The sequence below is a fragment of the Kitasatospora sp. NPDC052868 genome (genome assembly GCF_044547105.1).
Taxonomy (GTDB): Bacteria; Actinomycetota; Actinomycetes; order Streptomycetales; family Streptomycetaceae; genus Kitasatospora.
Map to the genome: position 1 here is coordinate 395,161 of NZ_JBITZW010000003.1, position 26,672 is coordinate 421,832.

Annotated in this window: 17 protein-coding genes; 8 read left to right on the forward strand and 9 right to left on the reverse strand. The window is 72.4% G+C overall.

The genetic code is table 11. From position 1 onward, the window contains the following. The first annotated feature begins 162 nt into the window (after positions 1-162). Positions 163-540, forward strand: a complete 378-nt coding sequence (locus ACIGZJ_RS08190) for a DUF3817 domain-containing protein (protein WP_392929321.1) — start codon at positions 163-165, stop codon at positions 538-540. A gap of 81 nt (positions 541-621) precedes the next feature. On the opposite strand, the gene ACIGZJ_RS08195 is transcribed toward ACIGZJ_RS08190, so the two are convergent. Both ACIGZJ_RS08195 and ACIGZJ_RS08200 read right to left on the reverse strand, forming a co-directional pair. Continuing rightward, the gene (locus tag ACIGZJ_RS08195; RefSeq protein ID WP_396456478.1) at positions 622-2,232 is read right to left on the reverse strand and encodes a M4 family metallopeptidase; all 1,611 of its coding nucleotides are present in this window, start codon (positions 2,230-2,232) and stop codon (positions 622-624) included. Positions 2,233-2,652: 420 nt separating this feature from the next. Beyond that, positions 2,653-4,290, reverse strand: a complete 1,638-nt coding sequence (locus tag ACIGZJ_RS08200) for a M4 family metallopeptidase (protein ID WP_392929325.1) — start codon at positions 4,288-4,290, stop codon at positions 2,653-2,655. Between the two features lie 496 nt (positions 4,291-4,786). Here ACIGZJ_RS08200 and ACIGZJ_RS08205 point away from each other — a divergent pair, with 496 nt between their 5' ends. From ACIGZJ_RS08205 to ACIGZJ_RS08215, 3 genes are all read left to right on the forward strand, one after another. Next, positions 4,787-5,314: a MarR family winged helix-turn-helix transcriptional regulator gene (locus ACIGZJ_RS08205; RefSeq protein WP_396456479.1), complete on the forward strand. Its 528-nt coding sequence runs from the start codon at positions 4,787-4,789 to the stop codon at positions 5,312-5,314. Positions 5,315-5,427: 113 nt separating this feature from the next. Next, entirely contained in the window at positions 5,428-5,766 is a 339-nt protein-coding gene (locus tag ACIGZJ_RS08210) for a DUF3817 domain-containing protein (RefSeq protein ID WP_396456480.1), read from the forward strand. 186 nt (positions 5,767-5,952) lie between these two features. Next, positions 5,953-7,653: a methylmalonyl-CoA mutase gene (locus ACIGZJ_RS08215; protein WP_396456481.1), complete on the forward strand. Its 1,701-nt coding sequence runs from the start codon at positions 5,953-5,955 to the stop codon at positions 7,651-7,653. Positions 7,654-7,719: 66 nt separating this feature from the next. Here the strand turns inward: ACIGZJ_RS08215 and ACIGZJ_RS08220 are convergent, their stop codons facing one another. Continuing rightward, entirely contained in the window at positions 7,720-8,382 is a 663-nt protein-coding gene (locus ACIGZJ_RS08220) for a TetR/AcrR family transcriptional regulator (protein ID WP_392929334.1), read from the reverse strand. 365 nt (positions 8,383-8,747) lie between these two features. On the opposite strand from ACIGZJ_RS08220, the gene ACIGZJ_RS08225 reads away from it, so the two are divergent. The 4 genes from ACIGZJ_RS08225 to ACIGZJ_RS08240 all read left to right on the forward strand — a co-directional run bounded on the left by ACIGZJ_RS08225 (position 8,748) and on the right by ACIGZJ_RS08240 (position 13,398). Further along, positions 8,748-9,743: a tetratricopeptide repeat protein gene (locus tag ACIGZJ_RS08225; RefSeq protein ID WP_392929336.1), complete on the forward strand. Its 996-nt coding sequence runs from the start codon at positions 8,748-8,750 to the stop codon at positions 9,741-9,743. 702 nt (positions 9,744-10,445) lie between these two features. After that, positions 10,446-11,111 carry a DUF6230 family protein gene (locus tag ACIGZJ_RS08230; protein WP_392929338.1) on the forward strand — a complete coding sequence of 222 codons (666 nt, stop codon included), beginning with the start codon at positions 10,446-10,448 and terminating at the stop codon, positions 11,109-11,111. 134 nt (positions 11,112-11,245) lie between these two features. Beyond that, positions 11,246-11,884: a DUF6114 domain-containing protein gene (locus ACIGZJ_RS08235; protein WP_396456482.1), complete on the forward strand. Its 639-nt coding sequence runs from the start codon at positions 11,246-11,248 to the stop codon at positions 11,882-11,884. Beyond that, the gene (locus ACIGZJ_RS08240; RefSeq protein WP_396456483.1) at positions 11,881-13,398 is read left to right on the forward strand and encodes a hypothetical protein; all 1,518 of its coding nucleotides are present in this window, start codon (positions 11,881-11,883) and stop codon (positions 13,396-13,398) included. The genes ACIGZJ_RS08235 and ACIGZJ_RS08240 overlap by 4 nt, the downstream gene beginning before the upstream one ends. Positions 13,399-13,491: 93 nt before the next feature. Here the strand turns inward: ACIGZJ_RS08240 and pyk are convergent, their stop codons facing one another. From pyk to glgB, 6 genes are all read right to left on the reverse strand, one after another. Continuing rightward, positions 13,492-14,919 (reverse strand): pyruvate kinase, encoded by a 1,428-nt coding sequence (gene pyk / locus ACIGZJ_RS08245; protein ID WP_396456484.1) that lies wholly within the window; start codon positions 14,917-14,919, stop codon positions 13,492-13,494. Positions 14,920-15,013: 94 nt separating this feature from the next. Continuing rightward, on the reverse strand, positions 15,014-16,246 hold the full coding sequence (locus ACIGZJ_RS08250) for an acetate/propionate family kinase (protein WP_396456485.1): 1,233 nt from the start codon (positions 16,244-16,246) through the stop codon (positions 15,014-15,016). Next, the gene (gene pta, locus ACIGZJ_RS08255) at positions 16,243-18,375 is read right to left on the reverse strand and encodes a phosphate acetyltransferase (protein ID WP_396456486.1); all 2,133 of its coding nucleotides are present in this window, start codon (positions 18,373-18,375) and stop codon (positions 16,243-16,245) included. The genes ACIGZJ_RS08250 and pta overlap by 4 nt, the downstream gene beginning before the upstream one ends. 153 nt (positions 18,376-18,528) lie before the next feature. Then, entirely contained in the window at positions 18,529-19,224 is a 696-nt protein-coding gene (locus ACIGZJ_RS08260) for a hypothetical protein (RefSeq protein WP_396456487.1), read from the reverse strand. Between the two features lie 97 nt (positions 19,225-19,321). Continuing rightward, positions 19,322-24,019, reverse strand: coding sequence for an RICIN domain-containing protein (locus tag ACIGZJ_RS08265; RefSeq protein ID WP_396456488.1), 4,698 nt, complete (start codon positions 24,017-24,019; stop codon positions 19,322-19,324). A gap of 171 nt (positions 24,020-24,190) precedes the next feature. Continuing rightward, the gene (gene glgB, locus ACIGZJ_RS08270) at positions 24,191-26,557 is read right to left on the reverse strand and encodes a 1,4-alpha-glucan branching protein GlgB (RefSeq protein ID WP_396456489.1); all 2,367 of its coding nucleotides are present in this window, start codon (positions 26,555-26,557) and stop codon (positions 24,191-24,193) included. Positions 26,558-26,672 lie beyond the last annotated feature (115 nt).

Below are 26,672 nucleotides of genomic sequence, written 5' to 3' on the forward strand. Positions count from 1 at the left end.
ATGCGGACGGCGCCCGGACCGCCCGGGGCGCGCGGCAGCAGGATAGGGGCGCGGACCGACGGGCCGCGGCGGCCGGCGGCGATCTGCTGCAGGGCTGTGACATCGGGCACGCCCGGGGCCCCGGCCGATGGTCCGGGCATGTGCTCGGTGATAATGGCGGGGATGCTTGTGAGCCGGTTCACAAGCGATCTCCGACCCCGCATCGAGGTACCCATCGTGAACAGCAGTGCCGTCCACCGCCTGCGCCTGGTCTCGGGCCCCGAGGGCCTCTCCTTCCTCCTGCTGCTGGTGTGCTCGGTCCTCAAGCGCACCACCAGCTTCAACGCCGTGCCGGCGATGGGCATGATCCACGGGGTCCTGTTCGTCCTGTACGTGGTGTTCTGGATCATGGCCTGGCAGACGCAGAAGTGGGACGCCAAGCGCGGCATCCTGCTGTTCGTCCTCTCGGTGCTGCCCACCGGCGGCTTCTTCGCCGAGCGGACCCTGGCCAGGGAGGAGCGCGGCGAGCTCGCGCCGGCGCCCAAGCCCGCCGCGGCCTGACCCGCCCGGCGGCAGGCCGACAGGCTGCCGCGGCCTCCTCTCCCGTGGGCCGCGACAGCCTGTCGGTGTTTCCGGGGAGCGCTACACGTTCACCGCGCTCCAGGCCGCGGCCACCGTGTTGTACTCGGTGCCGTTCAGGCCGTACAGGTCCGCCGCCGCCTTCAGGGTCGCGGTGCGGGCGGCCTTGTAGTTGGTGGTGGAGGTGAAGTACACGGTCAGCGCGCGGTACCAGATCGCCGCGGCCTTGTCCCGGCCGATACCGACGATGGTGGAGCCGTTGGACGTCGGGCTGTTGTAGCTGACGCCGTTGATGGTCTTGGCGCCGCTGCCCTCGGCCAGCAGGTAGAAGAAGTGGTTGGCCACGCCCGACGAGTAGTGCACGTCCACGTTGCCGACCCCGGAGTACCAGGAGTCCTTGGACGCGCCGTCCTTGGAGGGCTTGTCCATGTAGCGCAGCGGGGTGCCGTTGCCGTTGAGGTTGAGCTTCTCGCCGATCCAGTAGTCCGGCACGTCGCCCGGCAGGTTGGCGTACCACTCGACCATGGTGCCGAAGATGTCCGAGGTGGCCTCGTTGAGGCCGCCGGACTCGCCCGAGTAGACCAGCCCGGCGGTGGCCGCCGTGACGCCGTGGGTCATCTCGTGGCCGGCCACGTCGATCGCGGTCAGCGGGTGGGTGTTGCCCGCGCCGTCGCCGTAGGTCATGCAGAAGCAGGCGTCGCTCCAGAACGCGTTGACGTAGTTGGTGCCGTAGTGGACCCGGCTGGTCGCCCCGACACCGTTGTTCTTGATGCCGTTGCGGCCGAAGGTGTTCTTGTAGAAGTCCCAGGTCGCGCCGGCGCCGTACTGGGCGTCCACGGCGGCGGACTGGACGTTGGAGGCGAGGCCGTTGCCCCAGACGTTGTCCGCGTCGGTGAACACCGCGTTCCCGGCGGCGGCGTTGCCGGTCGACTGGTTGCCCCGGGAGGCGTCCTTGAGAAGGTAGCTCGACCCGCTCTGGGTGGTGGTCAGGGTGACCGAGCCGACGTGGACGCCCTTGCCGCTGCCGGTCGCGGTCTGGACCTCCTCGTGGGTGGAGAGCACCGCGCCGGTGGCCGCGTCGGTGACCATCCGCTGGCTGCTCGGCGTGCCGTCGGCCCGCTGGCCCTGGACCACCGTCTGGTACGCCAGCCGCGGGTTGCCGTCTGCGGCCCAGACCACCAGGGTGGCCGCGCCGGCGCCGTCGACCCGGCTGATCGCCGACTCGTCCTTGTCGGCCGCGATGCCGATGGTGGCCCGGACCGCGCCGGTCGCCTGGGCGGCGGCCTGGTCGGCGGAGAGCTTCGGGGTCAGGCCGGGCAGCGCCAGCCGCCCGTCGAAGGCGCGGTCCACCGAGGCGATCGCGCCGCCGGCCCGCTGGTGCACGATCAGGTCGCCGCCGAGGACCGGCAGGCCGCCGAAGGTCCGCTCGTAGCGCAGGTGGCGGTCGCCGTTGGCGTCCACCACCGCGTCCTTGACGACCAGTCGCTCCTGGCCGCCGAGCCCGAGCGCCGCGGCCACCGGGGCGGCCTGGCCGTCCGCCAGGGCGATCAGCGCGTCGCGCTGCTGCGCCACCGAGGGGGCGGAGGCCTGGGCGGGGGCGGCGGCGACCTGGATGGCGCCGGCCAGCAGGGCGGTGGCGGAGAGTACGGCTCCGGCTGTCAGCTTTCGCTTCACGTACGGGGTTCCTTCCACGAAACCGCGTGTGCGCGGTCACGCCGCATACCGGGGCGCCGGGGTTGGCGCCGTGGGGCGGTACGGGCGCTGACGTGCTGCTCCCGTGCGGTCCTCGGCGGGCCGTCGGGGGTGGGGGTGACGGCCACCGAACGGGGCTTTGGACAGAAGCATGACAATTCGTGGGGGCTGAGGACAGGGCGCCCGCGCCTATTGGCCAGGTCTCGCCAGTGCGCTGGGACTGCTGGTTCGGCTGCGGCCGCTGACCGTTATCGGGGGGTTTGCGGTGGTGGCGGGATCCCGCCACCGCGGGGCCCCTTGCCGCCCCCCGGAGGCGCTGCTACGAGCCGACGGGGGGCGGACGCGCGAACGCCCGGGTCCCCTCCGCCGAGGGGCCCGGGCGTCCGTGGCGCTGTCGTGTCGTCAGTTGACGTTGACGCCGCTCCACGCGGCCGCGACCGCCTGGTACTCGGTGCTGGTGGAGCCGTACAGGTCCGCCGCCGCCTTCAGGGTGCCGGTGCGGGCGGCCTTGTAGTTGGTGGTGGAGGTGAAGTACACGGTCAGCGCGCGGTACCAGATCGCCGCGGCCTTGTCCCGGCCGATCCCGGTGACGGTGGAGCCGTTGGAGGTCGGGCTGTTGTAGCTGACGCCGTTGATGGTCTTGGCGCCGCTGCCCTCGGCCAGCAGGTAGAAGAAGTGGTTGCCGACGCCCGAGGAGTAGTGGACGTCCAGGCCGCCCACCGAGGAGGACCAGGAGTCGGCCGAGCCGCCGTCCTTGGAGGGCTTGTCCATGTAGCGCAGCGGGGTGCCGTCGCCGTTGAGGTCGATCTCCTCGCCGATCAGGTAGTCCGGCGTGTCGGTGGCGAGGTTGGCGTAGAACTCGACCATGGTGCCGAAGATGTCCGAGGTGGCCTCGTTGAGGCCGCCGGACTCGCCCGAGTAGTTCAGGTTGGCGGTGGCCGAGGTGACGCCGTGGGTCATCTCGTGGCCGGCCACGTCGATCTCGGTCAGCGGGTGGGAGTTGCTCGCGCCGTCACCGTACGACATGCAGAAGCAGGCGTCGCTCCAGAAGGCGTTGACGTAGTTCTTGCCGTAGTGGACGCGGCTGGTGGCGCCGACGCCGTTGTTCTTGATGCCGTTGCGGCCGAAGGTGTTCTTGTAGAAGTCCCAGGTGGCGGCCGCGCCGTACTGGGCGTCCACGGCGGCGGACTGGGTGTTGGAGGCGAGGCCGTTGCCCCAGGCGTTGTCCGCGTCGGTGTACAGGGTGCCCGAGCCGGAGGTCCGGTTCTTGAAGTCGACGGTGGACTGGCCGCCCCGGGAGGCGTCCTTCAGCGAGTAGCCGCCGCTGGCGGTGGAGGTGGTCAGCGGGACGGTGCCGACGAAGACGCCCTTGCCGGAGCCGGTCGCGGTCTGCACCTGCTCGTGGGTGGAGAGCACCTCGCCGCTGGCGGCGTCGGTGACCAGCTGCTGGCTGCTCGGGGTGCCGTCGGCCCGGACGCCCTCGACGACCGTCTGGTACGCCAGCCGCGGGTTGCCGTCGGCGGCCCAGACGACCAGCTTGGCGGCGCCGGTCTGGTGGACCTTCTGCAGCGGCGACTCGTCCTTGTCGGCGGCTATGCCGACGGTGGCCTGCACCGCGCCGGCGGCCTGGGCGGCGGCCTTGTCGGCGGAGAGCTTCGGGCTCAGGCTCGGCAGGGCGATCTGCTCGGTGACGGCCTTGTCGACCGACTCCACCGCGCCGTCGGCGGCCTGGTGCACGACCAGGTCGCCGCCGAGGACGGGCAGGCCGGCGTAGGTGCGCTCGAAGCGGAGGTGCCGGGTGCCGTCGGCGTCGATCACGGCGTCCTTGGCGACCAGCTGCTCCTGGCCGCCCAGGGCGAGGGCCTGGGCCAGCGGTCCGGCCTGACCGTTCGCCAGCGCCACGACGGCGGCGCGCTGCTGGGCGGCCTGGGCGTCGGCGGCGGGCGTGGGAGCGGCCTGGGCGGCGGTGCTCACCTGGACGACGCCGGTGAGGAGGGCGGTGGCGGAGAGTACGGCGACGGCTGCGAGCTTGCGCTTCACGTACAGGTCCTTCCGGAAAACCGCGGGTGCGCGGTTGCGCCGCATCCCGTGGTGCCGGGGTTGGCACCTTGAGGGGCGGGAACGGGCGCTGGCGTGCTGCTCCGTGCGGTCGATCGGCAGGTCACCGTGAGTGGGGCGGTGACCGCCGGTACGGGGCTGGGCGAAAGCATGACAATCCAACGTGTGAAATGACAGGTCTGGTTCACCATTTGGCCAGGTCTCGCCAGACCGGCGGATTGTGAACAGCCCGGCAAATGCCCCCAAAACACCCGCTCTTGCAGCGGGTTACCGCCCGAACGGAGGCCTGATCACGGGCCGGGCGCCCGGTTCGGGGGCCAACGGCCGCCGGTCGGGGGCCGGTTGGCGGGGGTTCACACCCGCGTAACGAGCTGGTACGTACCTGGCGGTCCGGCTGGCGTGATCCCGCCACGTGTCGCGCTTGTCCACCATCAGGACGACTGGTAGCACGCGACCCATGCGCCGGTACGGTAAGGACGTGGCCAAGCCCCTCGCACTCGACTTCGACCCGATCGACCGCGCCGACGAGCTGTGGACCCGCCGTTGGGGCGCGGTCCCCTCCATGGCGGCGATCACCTCGATCATGCGCGCGCACCAGATCCTGCTCGCCAGGGTGGACGCGGTACTCAAGCCGTACGGGCTGACCTTCGCCCGCTACGAGGCGCTGGTGCTGCTCACCTTCAGCCGGACCGGCGAGCTGTCGCTCTCCAAGGTGGGCGAGCGGCTGATGGTCCACCCGACCAGCGTCACCAACACCGTCGACCGCCTGGAGCGGGCCGGTCTGGTCGCCCGCCACCCCAACCCGCTGGACGGCCGGGGCGTGCTCGCGGCCATCACCGGCCGGGGCCGCGAGGTGGTCGAGGAGGCCACCCGGGACCTGATGGCGATGGAGTTCGGGCTGGAGGAGTACGGCCCCGAGCAGTGCCGCCAGGTGTTCGACCTGCTGAGGCCGCTGCGCGTGGCGGCGGGGGACTTCACCGAGCCGCAGGCCCCTGAGGCCCAGTAGCCCGCCGCCCCGGGGGCCTGCGCGGCGGCGGCCGTGAAGGCGGCTACCCTCGTTCGGAGCGGTGCGCAGATCCGGACGTACCTGCCGATCCTGCCAAGCGAGGCGATGTGAGTATGAAGGCGACCCCCCTGCTGGGCTGGTACCGGGCCCTGGCGATCGCGACCGGTGTCGCGCTGCTGGTGTTCTGCGGCTTCATGGTCGCGAAGTACGGCTTCGACACGGCCGAGGACGTCACCACCTACGTGGCGATGCTGCACGGCTACCTCTACATCGGGTACTTCGTGGTGACCTTCCTGCTCGGCCAGAAGCTCAAGTGGCCGCTGGGCCGGCTGGTCTTCACCCTCGCCGCCGGCTGCATCCCGTTCGCGTCCTTCGTCGCCGAGCGGCGCGTGGTGCGCGAGGCCGCCGAGCAGCTGCCCGCCGCCGGCAGCCGCCAGCCGGCCGGCGTCTGACCCGCACGGCCCCAGGGGCGCTCCTCCCGTCGGGAGGGGCGCCTTTCGTGTCGTTCCACCGCTGTTCACCCGCTTCCGGCCTGTCGCCATCGACAATTACTAGGACGTCCGAGTAAATTAGTAGGACGTCCTAACAACTGTGTCGCCCCGGAGCCGTGGCGGCCGTACGGAGCGGAGTTCGGAGCCATGGACGCCGAGGAGATCGAGCGCGGCCGGCAGCGCTGGCAGCAGCGGTACGACAGCGCCCGCAAGCGGGACGCGGACTTCACCACCCTCTCCGGCGACACGGTCGAGCCGGTCTACGGACCGGCCCCCGGGCAGGCCGTCGAGGGCTTCGAGCGGATCGGCTGGCCGGGCGAGTACCCGTACACCCGCGGTCTGCACGCCACCGGCTACCGGGGGCGGACCTGGACCATCCGCCAGTTCGCCGGCTTCGGCAACGCCGAGCAGACCAACGAGCGCTACCGGATGATCCTGGACTCGGGCGGCGGCGGCCTCTCGGTCGCCTTCGACATGCCGACCCTGATGGGCTACGACTCGGACGACGGCAAGTCGCTCGGCGAGGTCGGCCACTGCGGTGTGGCCATCGACTCGGCCGCCGACATGGAGGTGCTGTTCAAGGGCATCCCGCTCGGCGAGGTCACCACCTCGATGACGATCAGCGGCCCGGCCGTGCCGATCTTCTGCATGTACCTGGTGGCCGCCGAGCGGCAGGGCGTCGACCCGGCGGTGCTGAACGGCACCCTCCAGACGGACATCTTCAAGGAGTACATCGCCCAGAAGGAGTGGCTCTTCGCCCCCGAGCCGCACCTGCGGCTGATCGGCGACCTGATGGCCTACTGCGCCGAGGGCATCCCCGCGTACAAGCCGCTCTCCGTCTCCGGCTACCACATCCGCGAGGCCGGGGCGACGGCCGCGCAGGAGCTGGCGTACACCCTGGCGGACGGCTTCGCCTACGTCGAGCTGGGCCTCTCCCGGGGCCTGGACGTGGACGTCTTCGCGCCCGGCCTGTCCTTCTTCTTCGACGCGCACCTGGACTTCTTCGAGGAGATCGCGAAGTTCCGGGCCGCCCGCCGGATCTGGGCCCGCTGGATGCGCGAGCGCTTCGGCGCCAAGACCGACAAGGCGCAGTGGCTGCGCTTCCACACCCAGACCGCCGGCGTCTCGCTGACGGCGCAGCAGCCGTACAACAACGTGGTGCGCACCGCGGTGGAGGCGCTGTCGGCCGTCCTCGGCGGCACCAACTCGCTGCACACCAACGCCCTGGACGAGACCCTGGCGCTGCCCTCGGAGCAGGCCGCCGAGATCGCCCTGCGCACCCAGCAGGTGCTGATGGAGGAGACCGGCGTGGCCAACGTGGCCGACCCGCTGGGCGGCTCCTGGTACGTCGAGGCGCTCACCGACCGGATCGAGGAGCAGGCCGAGGCGATCTTCCAGCAGATCCTGGACAAGAGCCGTCTGGACAAGGGCCGCGAGGACCACGCGATCGGGCCGATCACCTCCGGCATCCTGCGCGGGATCGAGGAGGGCTGGTTCACCGGGGAGATCGCCGAGGCGGCCTTCCAGTACCAGCAGGGCGTGGAGAAGGGCGAGAAGCGGGTGGTCGGCGTCAACTGCCACCCGCGCAGCGTCACCCCCGAGTTGGAGATCCTGCGGGTCAGCCACGAGGTGGAGCGCGAGCAGGTGCGGGTGCTGGGCGAGCGCAAGGCGGCCCGGGACGAGGCGGCGGTGCGGGCCGGGCTGGACGCGATGCTGGCGGCGGCGCGCTCGGGCGAGTCGATGATCCCCCCGATGCTGGACGCGGTGCGGGCCGAGGCCACCCTCGGCGAGATCTGCAACCTGCTGCGCGAGGAGTGGGGGATCTACCGGGAGACCGCGATGTTCTAGGGCCTGCCTTTCGGGCTCTTCCGAACCGCCCCGCACGAGGACCGTGCGGGGCGGTTCGGCGTGCGCTCAGCCCGCCGAGAGGCTGGGGAAGGGCCCGAGCAGCAGGTTGGTGAAGCGCCGCGTCCAGTCGGCGGTGATCGGCTCGCCGCTGACCAGCACCCGGTGCTCGACCGTCCCGGCGATGGTGTCGAAGATGATGTCGATCTCCTCGTCGGCGGTCGCCTCGTCGGCGTCCGGGGCGAGTTCGCCGCGGGTCTGGGCGGCGGCCCGGCCCTGGCGGACCAGGTGCTTCTGCGGGTCGACGATCGCCTCCCGGATCCGTCGGCGCAGCTGCGGGTCGCGGGTGCCCTCGGCGAACAGCGCGAGCAGCGCGGCCTGGGTCTCCGGGCGGGCCAGCAGGTCGGCGAACTGGGCCACCACGGCCTCGATGTCGGCGCGCAGGCTGCCGAGGTCCGGCATCACCAGCTCGTCGAAGAGGCTGGCGACGGCGTCCACCACCAGCTCGTTCTTGGAGGGCCAGCGGCGGTACAGGGTGGTCTTGGCGACCTTGGCGCGGGTGGCGACGTGGCCCATGGTCAGGCCGCCCCAGCCGAGCTCGGCCAGGGTCTCCCGGGTGGCGTCCAGGATCGCGCGGTCGGCGGCGGCGCTGCGCGGGCGCCCCTTGGCGCGGGTCGCGGTGCTCTCCGCGTCCCGGCTCGGCGCGGTCGTGGGGGGTTGGGCGGCCGACACCGGGGCCTCCTTGCGTTCTACCGGTAAGTAACTTGGGTGGGGCTGGTAACCGTAGCGACTGTTCGGCGTCCCGGTCAGCCTGGCCGGGCGGGAAAGTGGGGCAGCTCACGTCCCGGGATGGCCTCGGGGGGTTGCGGCGGGGGGCCCGGGTCCAGTTACGCTACGACCTGTAGCGAAAGCAGTGACAACCAGGCGCCGCAACCCGTGGGACGGGGGCGGCGCAGGCGCGGGTGGGGATCCGTGCCGAACGGTTCGGGCTACCGGGGGAGGGGCTCCCGCCCGGGAACCAGGCGCGCGCGGCCCCGCGGAGCGACTTTCCCGGTGGTTGGTGCCCGCCGACAGCGCAGACGGGGGAGGATAGTGCCATGCAGCCACGGAATTCGCGTCCCAACAGCTCCGCCCTGCGCGGTGCGGTCGACCTCGCCGCAGTGAAGGCAGCCGGCGAGGCTGCCCAGAAGGCCGAGCAGGCCAAGGCCGAGCGGGCCCGCCAGGCGGCCGCCGCCGAAGCGGCCGGAGTGGCCCCGGTCGAGGCGGCCTACCCGCTCGTCATCGACGTCACCGAGGACACCTTCGAGGCCGAGGTCGTCCAGCGCTCCACCGAAGTGCCGGTGGTCATCGACTTCTGGGCCGAGTGGTGCGGGCCCTGCAAGCAGCTCAGCCCGATCCTGGAGCACCTGGCCGAGGAGTACGCCGGCCGGATCGTGCTCGCCAAGATCGACGTCGAGGCCAACCCGCTGATCTCGCAGCAGTTCGGCATCCAGGGCATCCCGGCCGTGATGGCCGTGGTGGCCGGCCAGCTGGTGCCGCTGTTCCAGGGCGCCGAGAGCGAGGCCAACGTCCGCAAGGTGCTGGACCAGCTGATCCTGGTCGCCGAGCAGCGCTTCGGTATCGTCGGCGGCGCCGGGGCGCCCGCCGGGGAGGCGGGCGAGGCCGGTCCGTACGTGCCCGAGGACCCGGCCCTGGCGGCGGCGCACGAGGCGCTGGACCGCGGGGACCTGGGCGGTGCCGTCCAGGCCTACCGGAACGTGCTGGCCGACCAGCCGGGCAACACCGAGGCCAAGCTGGGCCTGGCCCAGGCGCAGCTGCTGAGCCGGGTGGAGGCGCTGGACCCGCAGGCCGTGCGCGCAGCGGCCGCGGCCGACCCGAAGAACGTCGCCGCCCAGCTGGAGGCGGCCGATCTGGACCTGGTCGGCGGTCACGTCGAGGACGCCTTCGGCCGGCTGGTGGACACCGTCGGGCGGACCTTCGGCGAGGACCGGGACGCCGCGCGGGTACGGCTGTTGGAGCTGTTCGAGGTGATCGGCCCCGAGGATCCGCGGGTGACGGCGGCGCGTGGCGCACTGGCCCGCGTGCTGTTCTGAGGCCGCCTGCCGGGGTTCGTTCCGGCACGGTTGATGACCTGCGGTGTCGCTGACGATTTGGCGACAATCCGGTCATCGGAGCAGAGGTTTACCAAATCTTGACAACACCCGTGGGTGGTCACTTTACGTGACCACCCACGGGTGTTTCGCTGGCGTTTCCGGGGGATTTCGCCGTCACGATTTCTTCAAGACATCACTCAGGGTGCGCGAGTGGCCGATTCCATGATCGTCGGCATCTGTTGTTGGATTACCCGTCAGTAATGAACCCCTTGTGCTTCGCCCGGGATTCAAGCACGATCGGCGACGCCCGGTCCCGAGACTCCAGCCCCGCCGACAGCCCGTCGGCGAAGCGGAGCGAGGGATCCCCACCGGGTGAGCCGCCGGCCCTGGCCGTCGGCAGGGAGGGCAGGGGGGTATCCGCGGTCCCACGGCGGTTCCTGTCCTTCAACCGGCCGCGCGGCCCGCGCGGTCGCTGGTTGTCGCTCGGGGGTGATCGCCGATGTCGTCGGTCCTGCCCGCCGCCCCGCAAGGGTGGCCGGTGCCGGGACGGGAGTGCAGCCGAATACCGGCCGCTCCCGCGTCCGACGACGCCCAAGGCGCTCTCCGCTACCGAGGACGTAGCTCTCTCCCATCCCAGGCCCCCACCGGTGCGGGACGCACCGCCGGGGAGCCGGAGATGTACGTCCTAGAAGGAGGACTCGCATGTCCCAGACCCACGGCAAGACCCGTTGGAAGCGCTTCGCCCTGGTGATGGTGCCCAGCCTCGCGGCCACCGCCGCGGTGGGCGTCAGCCTGGCGAACAACGCGCTCGCCGCGTCGTTCAGCGTCTCCGGCCAGCAGTTCAAGGTCACCGCCGAGGAACTGCACGGCACCAAGTTCGTTCAGTTCGGCTCGATCGACGCCGAGGCCGGCGGCGTGCCGCACCCGATCGCCGTCTCGGCGTTCGACACGGCCCGGATCAAGAACCTCTGCCAGTCCGTGGTGACGGACCCCAACATCATCCCGGGCCTGCCCTGGAAGCTGCCGAAGATCACCCTCCGCCTGGAGGCCGGCAACACCGATGACAAGGACAAGCAGGTCAGCGCCAAGAACCTGCTGATCGACCTGGACTCGCTGAACGCGGACGCCGAGTTCGGCAACATCAACATCGGCCAGGACGCCTCGACGGTCAAGAGTGACGCGACCGCCAACTGGAAGTCGCCGCTCGGCTCCGGCAAGCCCTCCGGCGGCGTCGGCTTCGCCCAGGCGGCCGACACGGCCGACCTGTACCACGTGCAGCAGACCGCCTGGGCCACCTCGGCCGGCACCTTCAAGCTGAACGGCCTGAAGCTCCAGCTGCACACCGACGGCGGCCACGAGTGCTACTAGGCCGTTGACCGGTGACGGGCCGTCCAGCCCGTCACCGACCACGGCACCCGGGGGGCCGGGGGCGGTGCGCGCGCCGTCCCTGGTCCTCCTCGTCCCGTTTTTCCCCCTCGTTCACGACATCGAGGAGCTGCATCGTGTCCAGCGCCCTTGCCGGGCTGCGGCCCGCCGAGCACGAGAACCCCGCGCAGTGGGTGCGTCGGGTGTTCCGTAACTTCCGTCGGTCCCGTCCCTTCTACGGGGGCCTGCTGGCCATGATGGCCGGCGTCCCGGTCATGTACTTCCCGTACGCCAAGCTCTCGTTGAGCGGCATGACGGTGACCATGGCGACCACGGCCGGCGCCGGATCGCTGATCATCGGCGTCCTGCTGATCGTGCTCGGCCTCACCGCCTGGTTCCAGCCGGCCGTCCGGGTCTTCTCCGGCGTCGCCACCACCCTGCTCACCCTGGTCTCGATCCCGGTCTCCAACCTGGCCGGCTTCGGGATGGCGCTGCTGCCGGGCCTGATCGGCGGCGGCCTGATGGTCGCCTGGGCGCCGCTGCCCGAGCCGAAGGCCGCCGAGGCGGGCACCGCGCAGTCGGTGGCCACCGAGCCCGCGACCGTCGCCACCGCCGCCACCACCGCCGCCACCACCACCGCCGTCGCGACCGAGCCCGCCACCGCGCCGCTGCCGGTCGTCCCCGGCCAGGGCGAGCCCGCTCACCCCGCCACGGACCCGGCCGCCGGGGGCACCGTCCCGCAGCAGCAGTCCGGGGACCAGAAGGAGGCACGGTGACCGGCTCGGACGAGCGGCAGGACCGCCCGGCCCTGCCCGAGCAGCGCACCGCCCGGCACGCGGCGCCCAGGACGCCCGTCCGAGTCCGGCTGAGAGGTCGCGCGCTGGCGATGGCCGCGGTGCCCACGGCGCTGCTGATGGCCGCCGCCTACACGCCCGGCTCGGCGATCGCCGAGACCTCGGCCGGCAAGCCGTGCGCCACCGCGCCGGAGTCCGTCCCGGACGTCTCGCCGGTGGAGGAGACGCCCGTTCCCAAGAGCGAGCTGACCCCGCCGGCCGACGGGCCCACCGCCGTCCCGACGACCGGTCCGACGGCCGTTCCCACCCAGGCCCCGACGGCGGCGCCCACCCAGGCACCCAGCACCGCCCCGACGCAGGTGCCGACCCAGGCCCCGACCGCCGCCCCGACCCAGGCGCCGACGCAGGCCCCGACCACCGCGCCCACGCCCGCCCGGACCGCGGCCGCCGCTCCCGCCACCACCGGCGCGGTCAGCGCCGTGTACCAGGGCGGCGGCACCGGGGCCGTCCAGAGCGGGCTGATCGACGACCTGCTCGGCGGCGTCGGCAAGCTGCTCAACCCGAACGCCTCGCCCAGCCCGTCGGCGGGCGCCGGCGCCTCGCCGTCGGCCGGTGCGAGCACCCCGGACGCCCGCGCGGCGGCCCCGGTGCAGCCCGCGGCGGGCGGCGCGTCCGCGCAGGCCCCGGCCCCGTCGGGCGGAGGCGGGACGACCGCCCAGCAGCCGCCCGCGGCCCAGTCCGGTCCGCAGCCCGGCACCCAGGCCCAGCCCGGCACCCAGGCCCAGGCCGGCACCCAGCCCCAGCCCGGGGCACAGGCCTCGGGCGCCGCCAAGGCGAGCCCCAAGGCGAGCCCGAAGGCGGCGCCGTCGGCGGGCGCCTCGGCCAAGCCCTCCGCGAAGGCCGCCGCCACGCCCTCGGGCACGCCGTCCGGCTCGCCCTCGGCCAACCCGAACTGCGCCGTGGACGCCCGCGGCCTGACGGCGGGCGCGGCGGCCGGCGAGCACGTCGTGCCGGAGCAGAACTGGACGCTGCTGACCAGCCGCCTCGCGCTGTACGGCGCGGCCTTCCACGGCGTGTACGACGTGAAGACGCCCACCGGCACCAAGCGGGTGCTGAAGTTCGTGGTCTCCACGGTCGACATCGACAACCTCGACATGTCGACCCTGGAGGGCAACGGCAAGACCTTCCACGTCAAGGGGGCCCCGGGCTCGACCTCGACGATGCGCAAGGGCCCGGTCACGATGTACGTCGAGCGGCTCTCCGGCCACCTCTCGAAGGTGCTCGGCCTGCCGATCCCGATCGACCTGGGCGAGATCACCCTCACCCCGGACACCCTGCCGCGCTGGCTGTACGACCTGATCGGCTCCGTCCCGATCCCGCTGGACCTGGAGCTGAAGGGCGTCACCGCGATCCAGGCCGGCCAGTTCGGCGGCACCCTGAAGATCCCCGGCATGCGGCTCTACAACGACGACCTGCCCTACCCCGGCAACAAGTAGCGCCCGGCAACAGGTGGCGACAACGCCCGTGGGGCGGCCCCTCCACTGCGGAGGGGCCGCCCCACGGGCGTTTGCGGCGGGTGGGCCGAGGCCCTACTCGCTCCGGGTGCCCAGGTGGTGCACCTGGACCATGTTGGTGTTGCCGGGGACGCCGGGCGGGGAGCCGGCGGTGACGATGACGGTGTCGCCCTCGTTCAGCTCGCCGATCCGCAGCAGCTCGCCGTCGACCTGGGCGACCATCTCGTCGGTGGAGCCGACCTGCTCGGTCACGTACGCCTCGACGCCCCAGCTCAGCGAGAGCTGGTTGCGGGTCGCGGAGTCCGGGGTGAACGCCACCACGGGGATCGGCGAGCGGTAGCGGGACAGGCGGCGGGCGGTGTCACCGGACTTGGTGAACGCGACCAGCGCCTTGCCGTTGAGGAAGTCGCCCAGCTCGCAGGCGGCGCGGGCGATCGAGCCGCCCTGGGTGCGCGGCTTGCGGCCCGGGTTCAGCGGCTGGAGGCCCTGCGAGAGCAGCTCCTCCTCGGCCTTCTCGGCGATCCGGCTCATGGTGCGGACCGTCTCGACCGGGTACTTGCCGACGCTGGACTCGGCGGACAGCATGACCGCGTCGGTGCCGTCCAGGATGGCGTTGGCGACGTCGGACACCTCGGCGCGGGTCGGCCGCGAGGCGTGGATCATCGACTCCATCATCTGGGTGGCGACGATGACCGGCTTGGCGTTCCGGCGGGCCAGCGTGATCAGGCGCTTCTGCACCAGCGGCACCCGCTCCAGCGGGTACTCCACGGCGAGGTCGCCACGGGCCACCATGATGGCGTCGAAGGCGAGGACGATCTCCTCCATGGCCTCGACGGCCTGGGGCTTCTCGATCTTGGCGATGACCGGCACCCGGATGCCGACCTGGTCCATGACCTCGTGGACGTCCTTGATGTCGTCCGCGTTGCGGACGAAGGAGAGGGCGACCATGTCGACGCCCAGCTCCAGGGCGAAGCGCAGGTCGTCCTTGTCCTTCTCGGACAGCGCGGGCACGTTCACGGCCGCGCCGGGCAGGTTGATGCCCTTGTTGTTCGAGAGCACGCCGCCCTCGATGACCACGGTCCTCACCCGCGGGCCGTCGACGCTGACGACCTCCAGGGCGATGACTCCGTCGTTGATCAGGATCGGGTCGCCGGCCTTGACATCGCCGGGCAGGCCCTTGTAGGTGGTCCCGCAGATGTGCTGGTCACCGGGGACGTCCTCGGTGGTGATGGTGAACTCGTCGCCGTTGTCGACGGTCACCGGGCCGTTGGCGAAGGTCGCCAGACGGATCTTGGGACCCTGGAGGTCGGCCAGGACGCCGATGGCCTTGCCGGTGTCCTCCGAGACCTGGCGGACCTTGCGGTACCGCTCCTCGTGGTCCGCGTGGGTGCCGTGGCTCATGTTCAGTCGGGCGACGTTCATGCCCGCCTCGACGATGGCCTTCAGCTGTTCGTAGGAGTCCGTGGCAGGACCCAGGGTGCAGACAATTTTCGCTCGGCGCATATGGATCAGTCTATCCGTTCGTGTTATAGGTGCATTCGGCACGAATCGTGAGGAATCGCCAACGAAGGATTCCGAGGGTCGAGACGACGGTCTGTCAGTCCTCCGGGCCCCGGTGCACCAGGGCGAATGCCTGCCGTGCGATCTCCAGTTCCTCGTCGGTGGGGACGACGGCGACGGCGACCCGGGCGGTGCCTCCCGAGGGAAGGATGGCCGGTGAGATGATCCGCGGCTCACCGGAGCGGACCGAGTTCAGCTCGGGGTCCACCGCGATGCCCAGCCCCTCCAGCCCGGACGTCGCGGCGGCGCGCACAGGAGCCGCGTTCTCGCCGACACCGGCCGTGAACGCGATCGCGTCCACCCGGCCGAGCACCGCGTAGTAGCCCCCGATGTACTTGCGCAGCCGGTGGATGTAGGCGTCGAACGCCAGCCGGGCGTCCGCGTCCCCCTCCTCGGCCCGCCGCATGATCTCGCGCATGTCGTTGTCGCCGCACAGGCCCAGCAGGCCGCTGCGCCGGTTGAGCAGGTCGTCGATCTCGTCGATCGACAGACCGCCGACCCGGTGCAGGTGGAACACCACGCCCGCGTCGATATCACCCGAACGAGTGCCCATCACCAGGCCCTCCAGCGGGGTCAGGCCCATCGAGGTGTCCACGCAGCGCCCGCCGGCGACCGCCGAGGCGGAGGCGCCGTTGCCCAGGTGCAGCACGATCACGTTCACCTCGGCCGGGTCCTTGCCGAGCAGCCGGGCGGTGGCCCGCGAGACGTACTGGTGGGAGGTGCCGTGGAAGCCGTAGCGGCGGACCCGGTGCCGGTCCGCGACCGCCTGGTCCACCGCGTACCGGGCCGCGTACTCCGGCATCGAGGCGTGGAAGGCGGTGTCGAAGACGGCCACCTGCGGGAGGTCCGGGCGCAGCGCGCGGGCCACCTCGATGCCGGTGATGTTCGCCGGGTTGTGCAGCGGGGCGACCGGGATCAGTCGGCGGATCTCCCGGAGCACCTCGTCGGTGACCACGGTCGGCTCGGTGAACCGCAGCCCGCCGTGCACCACCCGGTGCCCGATCGCGGCCAGCTCGGGGGAGTCCAGCCCGACGCCGTCGGCGGCGAGCTCCTCGGCGACGGCCTTCAGGGCGGCGCCGTGGTCGGGGAAGACCTGGGCGGACTCCCGCTTCTCCGCGCTGCGCGGGGTGTGCACCAGTCGGCCGCCGGCCTCGCCGATCCGCTCGACCAGCCCGGCGGCGAGCCGGGTGCCGTCCAGCATGTCGATCAGCTGGTACTTGACCGACGAGGAGCCGGCGTTCAGCACCAGGACGCGGGTACCTTCACTCACTTGTCGGCTCCTTCGGCCTGCCGCTGGGACTGGATGGCCGTGATCGCGACCGTGTTGACGATGTCCTCGACCAGCGCGCCGCGCGAGAGGTCGTTGACCGGCTTGCGCAGGCCCTGCAGGACCGGGCCGACCGCGACCGCGCCGGCCGAGCGCTGGACCGCCTTGTAGGTGTTGTTACCGGTGTTGAGGTCCGGGAAGATCAGCACGGTGGCCCGGCCGGCCACCGGCGAGCCCGGCAGCTTGGTGGCCGCGACATGGGCGTCCACCGCGGCGTCGTACTGGATCGGGCCCTCGACCAGGATGTCCGGGCGCAGCGCGCGGACCAGCTCGGTGGCCTTGCGGACCTTGTCCACGTCGGCGCCGGAGCCCGAGGTGCCGGTGGAGTAGGAGAGCATCGCGACCCGCGGCTCGACGCCGAACTGGGCGGCGGTGGCGGCCGACTGGATCGCGATGTCGGCGAGCTGCTGGGCGTCCGGGTCGGGGTTGACCGCGCAGTCGCCGTAGACCAGGACCTTGTCGGCCAGGCACATGAAGAAGACCGAGGAGACGATCGCGGCGCCCGGCGAGGTCTTGATCACCTCGAAGGCGGGCCGGATGGTGGCGGCGGTGGAGTGCACCGCGCCGGAGACCATGCCGTCGGCGATGCCCTCCTGGACCATCAGGGTGCCGAAGTAGCTGACGTCGGTGACGACGTCCAGCGCCAGTTCGACGGTCATGCCCTTGTGGGCGCGCATCCTGGCGTACAGCTCGGCGAACTGGCGGCGCAGCGGGCTGGTGGCCGGGTCGACGATCCGGACCCGGGCGCGGTCGGCGGCCGGGTTCTCGCTGGGCAGGTCGAGGCCGAGCCCCGCGATCCGGCGGCGGACGGCGTCCACCTCGCCGAGCAGGGTGAGGTCGCAGATGTTGCGGCGCAGCAGGACCTCGGCGGCCCGCAGCACCCGCTCCTCGGTGCCCTCGGGCAGCACCACGTGCCGGCGGTCCGACCGGGCGCGTTCCAGCAGCGCGTGCTCGAACATCATCGGGGTGACCCGCTCGGACCGGCCGACCTCGATCCGGTTGGTCAACTCGGCGGTGTCGACGTGCAGTTCGAACAGTCCGAGGGCGATCTCGGCCTTCCGGGGGCTGGCCGCGGAGAGCCGGCCCTCCAGGTGGGTGAGGGCGGCGGCGGTGGGCCAGCTGCCCTCGGGGACGACGGCGACCGGGGTGCCGGGGGCGAGCCGGGCGGCCAGCGCCATCACGTTCGGCCCGGGGTGCTGGCCGAGCGTCAGCAGCACGCCGGCGATCGGCGGGGCGCCGGCGGCGTGCGCGGCCAGCGAGCCGATCACCAGGTCGGCGCGGTCCCCGGGGGTGACCACCAGGGCGCCCTCGGTCAGCGCGTCCAGGAAGGTCGGCAGCATGGCGCCGCCGAAGACGAAGCCGCGGATGTCCCGGGCGAGGCCCGCCGCGTCACCGAGCAGCACCTCGGCGCCGGTGGCCTCGACCAGCTGGGCGACGGTCGGCGCGGCCAGCGCCGGCTCCTCGGGGATGACGTAGGCGGGGATCGGCAGCTTCTCGGTGAGCGTGCGCTGGATCCGCTGCTTGTTGCCGGGCACGACCCGGTTGGCGACCATCGCCAGGGTCTCGCAGCCGAGGTCGGTGTACGCGCGGTGGGCGTTGCGGACCTCGGCGATCACGGTCAGCGGGTCCTCGGAGCGGCCGCCGACCACCGGCAGGACGGCGGCGCCGAACTCGTTGGCCAGCCGGGCGTTGAAGGCCAGCTCGTCCGGGATGTTGGTGTCGGCGAAGTCGGTGCCCAGCACCAGCACGGCCTGGCAGCGCCGCTCCAGCGCGCGGAACCGGTCGACCAGGGTGGAGACGAGTTCGTCCTGCCCCTGGGCGGCCTGCAGCGCGGCGGCCTCCTCGTAGGTGAGCCCGTACAGCTCGGCGGAGGGGAGGTCGAGCCGGTAGCGGCCGCGCAGCAGCTCGACCACGTGGTCGGAGCCGGGCTCGCCGGGCGCGTGGGCGTGCACCAGCGGGCGGAACACCCCGACCCGGTCCACCTGGCGGGTGAGCAGTTCCATGACCCCGAGTTCGACCGCCTGCCGGCCGTCCCCCCGGTCGATACCGGTCACGTACACGCTGCGCGCCACGTGGGTGTCTCCGTCCCGTCGTCTCAGAGAGTGGTCACCTCGACCATACCTTCGCACCACGAACACCCGTCCGCGAGCAGACACCGCCGCCCGGGGCAAGGGCCGGACGTCCCGCCGGGAGCGGCCGGGCCGGTACGGCGGTTGGGCCGGGGCTCAGGGCTGAAATTCGAGGCTGATGCCGTCCGGTCCGTCGAACTCCACCGCCACGCCCTGCGGGCGCTCGGTGATGTAGAGCGCGGTCACGCGCTTGTCCACCAGCCAGCCGTGCGGGCGGACCAGGCTGTTCCTCGGGCCTGCCGTCCAGCCGTCGGAGGCGAGTGCCGCGCGCAGCCGGCGGGCGACCTCGTCCGGCGGGAGGCCCTCGGTGCTGCCGATGGAGAGGTCCCGGATACAGGCGTGCAGGGCGCAGCTGCCGTCGGGGCCGGAGTCGCGCTCGATGGTCAGACCGGGCGGCAGGCGGAGCTCGGCCAGATTCGGGGAGAAGGGCTCGTGCCGGAATATCGAGTACAGGCCGACGATGGCGACCCCGACCACTGCCAGGGCGGTGAGCGCGATGGATGCGGCGGCCTCGCGGCGGCGGGCCCGGCCCTCCGGCCGCGGCCCGCACAGCCGCCGTTCGGCCAGCGCGCCCAGCAGGATCACCAGGGCCGCCGCGTACGGGTACCCGGCCTCGGCCTCGGCGGTGGCACGGCTGAAGAACCACTCGTACTCCAGACCGACGAGCACGGTCGCCAGCCCCGCCAGGACGGCGAGGACCGCCACCCCGACCACCCGGGTGCGGGCCAGGCCGGCCCAGCAGACCAGCGGGACGAGGAGGTACACCCACCCCAGGAACATCCACAGCCACATGCGCAGGCCCCCCGGCTGCTGACGATCATTCTCGGAGGGCGAGCCTAGAGGCGCCCGGTGCCGGACACAACGGTCCGGCACCGGGCGGCCCGATGGGTCAGGAGAACGTGCAGGTCAGGATGTTGCTGCCGCAGATCTCACGGTTCGCCGTCTCCCACCACTGCTGCCAGGCGGTCAGGTTGCCGGTCACATTCGGGCCGAAGTGGCCGTACCGCTGGTAGAACGCCTTGTAGCTCTCGCTGTCGGCGTCGATCCCCCCGTTGTAGAAGCCGTAGATCAGCTGGTACGGCGTGTAGTCCACATTGGCCATCAGGGGAACCTTCGGGAGCTCCACGGTCTGCAGGTACTTGACGTAGTAGGCGGCGGCCAGCATGCCCAGGTCGGTCTCGTACCGCAGGTCCGACCACTGCTTGCCCTTGAACTCGTTCGGATAGGCCTTGACGAGGACGTCCCAGGTCACCGGCTTGATGTTGGTGACCCCGAGCGACGCCGTGCCGTCCCCGCCGTGGCCCGGCCACAGGTGGACCTTGGAGAGCAGCGCGGCCGCGTTCTCGTACGCCAGGTAGGTGCCGAGGTCGTACTGCTGGATGTACGGGACCTCCTTCCCGCTCGTCTCCATCCGGGCGATGGAGTAGACCAGGCGCGGATCGACCTTCGCCTTGCCGGCCGCGATGACGGCGGCCTGCATCAGCAGTGCGGGCTGGCACTTGAGGTCCTCGAACACCGCGTCGAGGCAGTTCCCGTAGGTCCGGTTCATCCAGGCCTGCCAGTCGGCGTTGAGGGTGACCCGCAGGTTGCAGGTGTACTGCTCCTTGTCCGTCACGCACGGACGGTTGCCGGGGGTGCCGGGGGCGCCCGGGAGGCTGCCGTCGTCCGCGCAGACCTGGCCGGTGGCCGTGTCGCACCACCCCTTGTCCTGGGAGCGCTTGAAGCCGGTGCGGTTGGCCGCGTCGACGGCGTCGGCGGCGTCCTGCTTGGCCTTGGCGATCGCGGCCTCGGCCGAACCGGCCGAGGCGTCGGCGGCGGTTGCGGCCTGTCGGGCCTGGTCGGCCGCCGACTTCGCGGCCGCGGCGGCCTGTCGGGCGCCCGCGGCGTCCTTCTCCGCCGCCGTGGCCGCACTGTTGGCGGCCGTCGCGTCGGTGGCGGCGTCGTTCGCGGACTGACGGGCGGCGACCTGGTCGGCCCGTGCCTGCGCGACCAGTTGATCGCTGTGCGCGGCAGCCTGTGCGGCGGTGGCCGCGTCGGCCGAGGCGGCGGCGGCGGATCGCATGGCGTCCGCCGCCGACTTCGCGGCCGCGGCAGCCGACTTGGCGGCATCGGCAGCCGCCTGGGCCGCCAGTTTGGCCTCCCCGTCGGCCCGGTCGGCCGCCTGCTGGGCCGCCACGGCGGCCTCGGCCGCCTGGGCCGCCCGTGCGACTGCCACCTCGGCCTGCTGCTGGGCCATCGTCTTGGCCGCCTGGGACGCCAGCGTCGCCAGGCCTGCGGCCGAGTCGTTGTCGGCGTAGGGCGCGGCGAGGTCGATCGCCCTGTCGGCCGGTGCGGCCACCGTCGCGGCGGCCGCCGAGGCCTGCTGGGCCGCTTCCGCGGTCGCCGCCGCCTTGCCGACCGCGATGGCGCTCTGGGCGGCGGCCCCGTCCGCTTCGGACCGGGCCGCAGTCGCCTTGTCCCGGGCCTCCGCGGCGGTCTGGGCCGACTGGTCGGCTGCCGTCTGTGAGGCCTGGGCGTTCATCGAGGCCTGGGCAGAGGCGTTGATCGCCTCGGCCGCGGCGGCGTGGGCCTCGGCGGACGCGGAGGTCGCCGCCGCGGTGTCCGCGTCCGCCTGGTCGGCCGAGGCCTTGGCCCGGGTGGCCGCGGTGGACGCGGCATTCGCGGCCTTGCGCGCGTTGCCGGCGGCGACGGTGGCGTTCCCGGCCGCCGTCCGGGCCTGGTTCGCCGCGGTCCGGGCGGCCATGGCGTCCGCGTCGGCCCGGTCGGCCGCTGCGCGGGCAGAGGCGGCGTTGGGTCCGCCGGCCTCCGCGATGGCCGTGGCCGTCGCTGCGGCGGCCCGGGCCTCCGTCTCGTTCTCCTTTCCTTCAGCCGTCAGGGCCTGGCCGCGTGCCGTGTCGGCCGCGTGTTCGGTCTGCTGGGCCGCGGCGTCGTCGGCGGCGGCGGTGGAGGCCTCCCGGTTCGCGGCATCCCGCAACGACTTGGCGGTGGCCGCCTTCTGCTGCGCCTGGCCCTCCGCCTGCTGGGCCTTGTCGCGCTGGGTCTGCGCGGTCGCCTTCGCGGTGGCGGCGTTCTGGCGCTCCTTGGCGGCCGCCAGCGCGTCCTGGTGCGCGGCGGCGGCGGCAGCCGCCGCCGCGCTCTCGGCCTGCAGCGCCTTGGCCTTGGCGGCGGCGGCCTGCTGCGCCGCCTCGGCTGCCGCGTTCGCCCGGTTCTGGCTCTCGGTGGCGAGCGAGGCGGCGAGCCGCGCGTCTCCCTGGGCCAGCTCGCGGAGGAACTGCGCGCGGGCGGCGTGGGCCTGGGCCTTGGCGGTGGCGAGCAGCGTCGCACTGTCCGCGAGGGTCGCGTCGGTGGTGGCCAGCGCCGTCTGGATGGCGTTGGCGACGGCGGTGGTGGCCGAAGCCGAGGCCTTGGTCACCTGGGCGGACTGCAGCGCGTACGTCAGCCCGCGGCCTTCCGGGGTCCCGCCGGCCTTGGCGACCGCCGCGGCGGCCTCCTGCGCGGCCTGGACCCGGTCGGCCGCGTCCTGGGCCTGTCCGGCGGCCATCTTCGCGGCCTCGGCCAGCCCGGCCACCTTGGCCTTGATCACGCCGAGGTCGTGCGGGATCCGGGCGACGTCCGCGTGCCAGTCCGGGGTCGCCCGGTACTGCTGGGCCCAGAGCAGGCGGTCGGCGTACCAGGCGTAGCTCAGCGCGTCGTTCATCGCCTCCGAGCCGGTCTTCAGCGCCTCAAGCGCCTGGGTCTCCGCCGTGGTGATGTCGGCGCGCTGCCGGGCCTGGGAGTTGAGCTCCGCCTGGTACTCCGCCCAGGCGGTCTCCTCGGCGTCCATCAGGACGTACTTCGGGTCGAACGGGTTGGTCGGATCACCACCGGCCCAGCGGGCCTTGATCGCCTCGACCTCGATCCGGAACTCGGGCGTTCCCTGGGCCGGTGCCGTCGTCGGATAGCCGTTGTACTGGATGAAGCGGCGGACGTCGTCGGCCGACCCGTGCGTGGTCGGGTAGATGTAGGTGTCCCAGAGCCAGGCCTCGGACGGGTTGCGGGCGCCGTTCTCCTTGGCGATGGCGGTCACCCGGTCCTTCGCGGCCTGGTCGGCCTGCGGCATCGGCAGGGTGAACCCGGTGGAGTGCAGGGCGCGCCAGAAGGTGGAGTTCGACGACATGTAGTTGATCACGCCGCCGTCGAGGTCGGGTTGGGCGTCGTACATCGAGAAGCCGTCCAGGAACCGCCGGCGCCCGTCGTCGCGTTGGCCCCGGGCCTGGTCGGCGACGAGGGCGGCGGCGACGTCCTTGGACAGGGCGCCGCTCGGGTCGGTCGGCCAGTTCCGGTCGTTCCAGGCGGCCCAGACCGTACTCAGGTCCGCGTCGTTGCGCGCCAGCGCGGTGCCGGCCTCGGTCCGCATCTGGACGCCGCCGCCGTGCAGCGCCGTCGCCATGTGGGCGCGGGCCTGCCGCTTGGCCTCGGCGTCCTTCATCGCGTCGATCCGCCTGAACAGCTCGCCGGTGCCCGCCGGGTAGACCACCGGCGCTGCGACGACCGGGCCGGTGACGGACGGGTGCGGGCGCCGGGGGGCGTTCCAGACCTGGGCGATGCTGTCGTTGCAGTTCACCAGTTCCAGGTTCGTTCCATCGGCCGTCGAGGCCCAGGGGACGTCGAGACAGCGCCCGGAGCCGGGGTTGAGCAGCGTGGTGCGCCCGGCGGCGTCGAACCTGACCACCCACTGCTGGTTCAGGCCGCTGTTGCAGTGCCAGAGCTCGATCGGGGTGCCGTTGGCGACGGCGCCCTCACCGCCCACGATGTCGAGGCAGAGGCCTCCGTGGGTGAGCGAGCCGTCCTGGTTCAGCGACCAGAGCTGAGCCGGCGTCCCGTTGCAGCGGGTGCTCTGGACCCGGGTGCCGGCGGTCCTGCTGTTGTAGGGGTCGTCCACGCACTTCCCGCCCAGCTCCGGGTTGGATATCGCTCCGGACGGGGGCACGGCGCCCGCAGGCGGGGCGAACCACTGGGCGGGGGTGCCGTTGCAGGTGAAGAGCGCGAGGGCGGTGCCGTCGGTGGTGTCGGCGTTCGGGACGTCGATGCAGCGGTAGCTCATGGGGTTGTAGATCCGGGTGCTGCCGTTGGTGGCGAACTGCATCAGCCACTGCTGGTTCCGGCCGCCGTTGCAGTCCCAGATCTGGAGCTTCGTCCCGTTGGTGACACCCGTGCCGTCGCCGTTGGGGGTGGGAATGTCGAGGCACTTGCCGGGGGAGTTGTCCAGCGTGAGCGAACCGTAGAAACCGAGATCTCCCGAGTACTCGTGGTTCGGGTTGAATGTCCAGTTCTGGTTCGTTGCGCCGTTGCAGCGGTACGACACCACGGCCGCACCGTTCTGGATGTTGTACGCGTAGTCGTCCATGCACTTGTCGAGGCCGAGGTTGTGCACGGCCCCACTGGACTTGGCGTTGAGGTTGCGGGCGTCGGCGAGCGAGGTGTTGCCGAGGTCCCAGGTGGGGGCCGGGTTCGCCGGAGCCGCCGCCCCCAGGACCAGGGCGACCGCGAGGAGCGCTGTGCAGACTCTCGCGATCGTCGAGGATCCGCTTCTTCGTAATCCCGTCATATGCATACGTACATGACCTACCGTCACTTATCCCCGAACCCGGTCTTGTTGACATCGGGTCTCGGATCGCTCGGGATTCTAGTGCGGTAGTTCGCATCCCATTCGAACAATCGAACAAACAGGGGCCGTCCGGAGCGTTGTCGCTCCGGACGGCCCCTGAGGGGTCCGACGTCAGGCCGGGCGGAGCCAGATGGTGGCGAGTGGGGGGAGGACGAGTTCGGCGCTGCGGGGCTGGTCGTTCCAGGGGGTGGCCTCGGCCTTGACCGGGCGGGAGTTGCCGGTGCCGCTGCCGCCGAAGGCCGCGTCGTCGGTGTTCAGCACCTCCTCCCAGAGCTGCTCGCGGCCGTCCAGGGCGGGCAGGCCGACCCGGTGGCCGTGGCGCACGACGGGGGAGAAGTTGCAGACGGCGACCAGCGGGCTGCCGTCGGCCGCGTAGCGGACGAAGGAGAGCAGGTTGTCCTCGGCCGCGCCGCCGTCGAGCCAGCGGAAGCCGTCCGGGGTGGTGTCCTGCTCCCACAGGGCGGGGGTGTCGAGGTAGACGCGGTTGAGGTCGCGCACCAGCGAGCGGACCCCGAGGTGCTCGGCCGCCGCCGGCCACTGCTCGTCGAGCACCCACCACTGCGGGCCCTGCTCGTGGTCCCATTCCGCGCCCTGGGCGAACTCCTGTCCCATGAAGAGGAGTTGCTTGCCCGGGTGGGCCCACATGAAGCCCAGGTAGGCGCGGTGGTTGGCGCGCTGCTGCCACCAGTCGCCGGGCATCTTGGAGACCAGCGCCTGCTTGCCGTGCACCACCTCGTCGTGCGAGATCGGCAGGATGTAGTTCTCCGAGTAGGCGTACACCATCGAGAAGGTGATCTCGTTGTGGTGGTACTTGCGGTGCACCGGCTCCTTGGAGATGTAGACCAGGGAGTCGTGCATCCAGCCCATGTTCCACTTCAGCCCGAAGCCGAGCCCGCCGCTGTCGGTGGGCCGGGTGACGCCGTCCCAGGCGGTGGACTCCTCGGCGATGGTGACCACGCCGGGGCAGCGGCGGTAGACGGTGGCGTTCATCTCCTGGAGGAAGGCCGCCGCGTCGAGGTTCTCCCGGCCGCCGTGCTGGTTGGGCGTCCAGGCGCCGCCCTCGCGGGAGTAGTCGAGGTAGAGCATCGAGGCGACGGCGTCCACGCGCAGGCCGTCGATGTGGAACTCCTCGCACCAGTACACCGCGTTGGCGACCAGGAAGTTGCGCACCTCGGTGCGGCCGTAGTCGAACTCCAGGGTGCCCCAGTCCGGGTGCTCGGCGCGCAGCGGGTCGGCGGGCTCGTACAGCGGCTCGCCGTCGAAGCGGGCGAGCGCGAAGTCGTCCTTGGGGAAGTGCGCGGGCACCCAGTCGACGATCACCCCGATGCCGTGCCGGTGCAGGGTGTCGACCAGGTACCGGAAGTCGTCCGGGCCGCCGAGCCGGGCGGTGGGGGCGTAGTAGCCGGAGACCTGGTAGCCCCAGGAGCCGCCGAACGGGTGCTCCATGACCGGCATGAGCTCCACGTGGGTGAAGTTCAGGTCCTTGAGGTACTGCGGGAGCTCCTCGGCGATCGCCCGGTAGCCGGTGAGGTCCGGCCGCCAGGACGGCAGGTGCAGCTCGTACACCGACATCGGGGCCCGGTGGTGCGCGGTACGGGCCCGCCGGGCCATCCACTCGCCGTCCTGCCAGCGGTACGCGGAGGAGGTGACCACGGAGGCGGTGCCGGGCGGGCACTGGGCGGCGCGGGCCAGCGGGTCGGCCTTGTCGAGCACCCAGCCCTGGCGGGTGCGGATCTCGTACTTGTACTGGGTGTCCTCGGCCAGGCCCGGCACGAACAGCTCCCAGACGCCGGACGAGCCGAGCGAGCGCATCGGGTGCCCGGTGCCGTCCCAGTGGTTGAAGTCGCCGATCAGCCGGACCCCGGCCGCGTTCGGCGCCCAGACCGCGAAGGCGGTGCCGGCCACCCCGTCGACGGTGCGCACGTGCGAGCCGAGCGCCTGCCAGAGCTGCTCGTGCCGCCCCTCGGAGATCAGGTGCAGGTCCAGCTCGCCGAGGGTGGGCGGGGTGCGGTAGCCGTCGTACTGGGCGATCGGCTCCCCGCCGGGGTAGCTGACCAGCAGCCGGTAGTCGGCCATGCCCGACTGGTAGAGCCCGGAGCCGGCCAGCAGCCCGGTGAACAGGCCGTTCTGCTGGTGGGTGAGCTCGGCCGGGCCGTGCGCCGTCTCCACCACCACCCGCTCGGCCAGCGGCCGCAGCACCCGGATCGCGGTGCCGCCGTGCACCGGGTGCGCGCCGAGCAGGGCGTGCGGGTCGTGGTGCTGCCCGCCGACCAGCCGGTCCACCTCGGCCGGCGGCAGCGGCGCCTCGGGCAGTCGCAGCGCGCCGCCCGCGGCGGGGGTGTACGGCGCCTCGGCCGCCGGGGGGCGCGGCTCGGCGCGCCGGGCCGCCACGGGCTCGCGGGGAGGGGAGGCCGTGCCCGACAGGAAGGTGGCGGGCACGGTGCGGGTGGTGCGGCCGGGCGGGTCGAGCGGCGTCACGGCGGGGTCCTCCTGCGGAATCGGGGTGGCCGCGGGAACGTCGGCGGCGGGGTGGGCTTTCTCCGGGAGCGGGCGGGCGCGGAGCAGGGCGGAACGGGTCGGGCGGGCGCGGAGC